Source organism: Rhodococcus sp. (in: high G+C Gram-positive bacteria) (assembly GCF_049286785.1).
Lineage (GTDB): Bacteria > Actinomycetota > Actinomycetes > Mycobacteriales > Mycobacteriaceae > Rhodococcus_F.
In genome coordinates, this window is sequence record NZ_JBAQEO010000616.1 from 1 (window position 1) to 3,043 (window position 3,043).

General features: G+C 66.2%; 1 protein-coding gene and 1 pseudogene. One reads left to right on the forward strand and one right to left on the reverse strand.

All coding sequences use genetic code 11. The annotated features are described in order from the left end of the window. Positions 1–65: 65 nt before the first annotated feature. The gene (locus WAW17_RS22530) at positions 66–755 is read left to right on the forward strand and encodes a TetR/AcrR family transcriptional regulator (protein WP_422335133.1); all 690 of its coding nucleotides are present in this window, start codon (positions 66–68) and stop codon (positions 753–755) included. A gap of 22 nt (positions 756–777) precedes the next feature. Here WAW17_RS22530 and WAW17_RS22535 read toward each other — a convergent pair. Beyond that, positions 778–2,917: pseudogene (locus WAW17_RS22535) on the reverse strand (Tn3 family transposase); the annotation flags it as partial. Positions 2,918–3,043 lie beyond the last annotated feature (126 nt).

The window sequence follows — 3,043 nt, forward strand, 5'->3', positions numbered from 1 at the left end:
GGCGTGGGATAGAGTCCACACATACACCCAGGGCTGAACGACACGAATCGGAGGAGCGCGCGTCCATGACCGCCCCGGACCCCGCCGCGACCGACCCACTCACCGCGGCCGACGAGCAGGCCGATCCGCGGCTGGCACGCTCACGCAACCGGTTGCTCGATGCGGCCACCCATCTGCTGTCCACCGGCGGTGTCGAGGCGGTCACCGTCGAAGCGGTCACCCGCGTGTCGAAGGTCGCGCGCGCCACCCTCTACCGGCACTTCGGCAGCACCACCCACCTGCTCGCGGCCACCTTCGAACGGCTGCTCCCCCGCGTCGACACCCCCACCGGCACCGGACCCGTGCGCGAGCGGCTCATCGCGCTGCTCACCACCCAGGCCGACCTCATCGAACAGGCCCCGGTACAGATGACCACCCTGGCCTGGCTGGCCATGGGATCCCTCGGCGACGACCACACCGACCCCGACCGCCGCCACCCCGATCCGGCCGCGGTCACCTCACTACGCGCCCGCGTCATCGAGCAATACCGCCAACCCTTCGACCACATCCTCACCAGCCCCGACGCCCGCGCCGTGCTCGGCGAGCTCGACACCACCTTCGCCCTCATCGAACTCCTCGGCCCGATCGTCTTCGCCCGCCTCACCGGACTGCGCACCATCGACCACGACGACTGCACCCGCCTCGTCGACAACTTCCTCGCCACCCACCGAACAGGTACGCCAGCAACCACCCCGACCGAGGACGGCACGCCGTAACCGCAGACCCGGGACCGCGCGGTCAGAACAGAGTGTCGCGGACCCGCAGCGGCCGGTACCCGGTGGGACCGAGCGCGGCGAGTTCGGCGTCGATATCGACCTCGATCGCGCCGAAGAAGTTGATGTTGGCGCTGTGCGCGGGCGAGATATGGGCCAAGACCTCCTCGTCCACTCGCCGCCCGGCCCGGCGCATCTGATCGACCGCGAGCCCGTAATACTCTGTGGTCCAGGCGATCACCGCGTTCGTGGCCAGGGTCAGACACCACGCCTGCTCGGTTTGGGCTTCCAGGTGACGGGCGCGGAAAGCCCCGTCGTGGGCGTAGATGAGGTCGCGTTTGAGGGCGTGGATGGATTCGCCCTTGTTGGGCTGACGGGAGATCTTGCGCCGGTAATCCGGATCGGTCAAATATCGGCAGGCGTAGATCGTGCGGCGCATGGCACCGTATTCCTTGAGCGCCGCCGCGAGGGCATTTTGGCGACCCGACGCCGACAGCTTGCCGACCAGCAGGGATGCGGTGGCGTGCCCGAATTTCAGCGATCCGGCCAGCCGCAGCAGGTCGTCGTAGTGTTCCGCGATCAGGTCCAGGTTCAGCTTGCGGGTCAGCAAAGGTCCCGCATGCGGGAACCGTGCCTCGACATCCCCGCGCGGTGACGGCCGGTAGAGGGTGATCTCGCCCAGATCCCAGATCCCAGATCCCAGATCCCGGATGCGCGGGGAGAGTTGCATCCCGAGCGGTCGAACAACGCAAAGTTCACCAGGGTCACCCCGTGAGTGTCTGTCGCGTGCTCGGTGATCGGCAGATCGGTTGCGTTACCGAGGATTTCATCGAGTGCGTAGTGGGCTTCGCGCCGGGTGGTGACGATCACCTTGGTGCCATAGGTGGCGTGTCGATCGGTGACATGGGTATAGGTCGACAAGCCCTGATCGGCGAAGAATTGCGACACCGTACGCGCGGTGACCGATTTGCCGCGCGTCGGAAACCGCTGCCCGTCCGAGGAGGACAGGGTGCCGGTGCCGAAAGCCGCTGTCAGCGGCAGTCTTTGGTGATAGCCGATGAGCGCCAGGTTTGCTGCGCGCAGCGTCTCCTCCCGCACATACCATTCCTCCGTCCACGCCAGGATGTCGTAGGAGATCCCGGACGCTTCAGACATACGGGTCAACCCCAGATTGGTCGACGAAGCCAACAGCACCGCGATGAGGTTGCGTTTCAGCTCCGGGCCGCGGGCGTGTTTGCCGCCCGCGTGGGTGAAGCAGTCCAGGTATCCGGTGCGTTTGTCGAGCTCGATCAGCAGCGACACGATCGGTGCGAACGGCAGCATTTCGGTCAGCTCGGCCTTCAGTGCGATGGCCTCGGTCGGGATGTCTTCGGCGGTCAGCGGTGAGATCACCAGATCACCGTTCTCATCCAGTCGCACCGGCCCGTCACCTGTGGCGAGCATCTGTTCGAGCTCGCCAACCGCCTCACCCCACTCGTCGGTGAGCGCGGCCAGTGCACGGGCAGGGTCGGCAGGTTTGTCGACCAGGCGGCAGAATTCGGCGCGTTGGGGTTCCCACTGTTCACCGGTGAGCAGGTAGGCGGCAGGGTCGGCGTAGCGGCGAGATCCGGGTACGAACACATCCCCGGTGCGCAGCCCGTCCCGCAACCCGATCAGCACGCACAGCTCCCAATAGTGCCGGTAGCCGACGGTGTTCCCGGTCTTGCGCGCATCGTCGAGATAGCCGCGCCACTTGATCGGCACGAACCCGGTCGGCGCGTCGTCGAACACTTTCCGGCGACCAGTCGCGTTGAGCTCGCGCAGCATGTCCACCGCGACCAGCAACTCCGTCGACCCGGTACCGCCGGCGAACCGCACCGCCGACAACACCGCCGGAGTGAACTTCCGCAGATATGAATACGAGGTATCGAGGGCGGCCAGATGTCCATGATCGCGCGGCAACCGCGGGCGGGCTTGGCTTTCGCCGCCCGCAACCGCTCCCACCCGATGCCCTCGCCCCGAATCAATCCACCGACATCCTCGTCGGATATCTGCGGGTCGATAATGATCGCCAGCAGTTCATCCAGCAGCGCTTGCCGGTCCTCTCCGGTCTTGCCGCGTTCGGCCAGTTCCTCACGCATCCTGTTCTCCGCAGCACTGAACTTCGCCGACAGCGACTGGTCGAACGGGAGAGTCCCGTGGAGTGGTGGGAATTCGGTGAGGCGGCATAGCCCCTGGTGGGGGTGTGTCGTTGCCCGCATGTGGGTGGGCCATCGCGTAGTGATGAACGAGTTACCGACCAAAGTGACTCG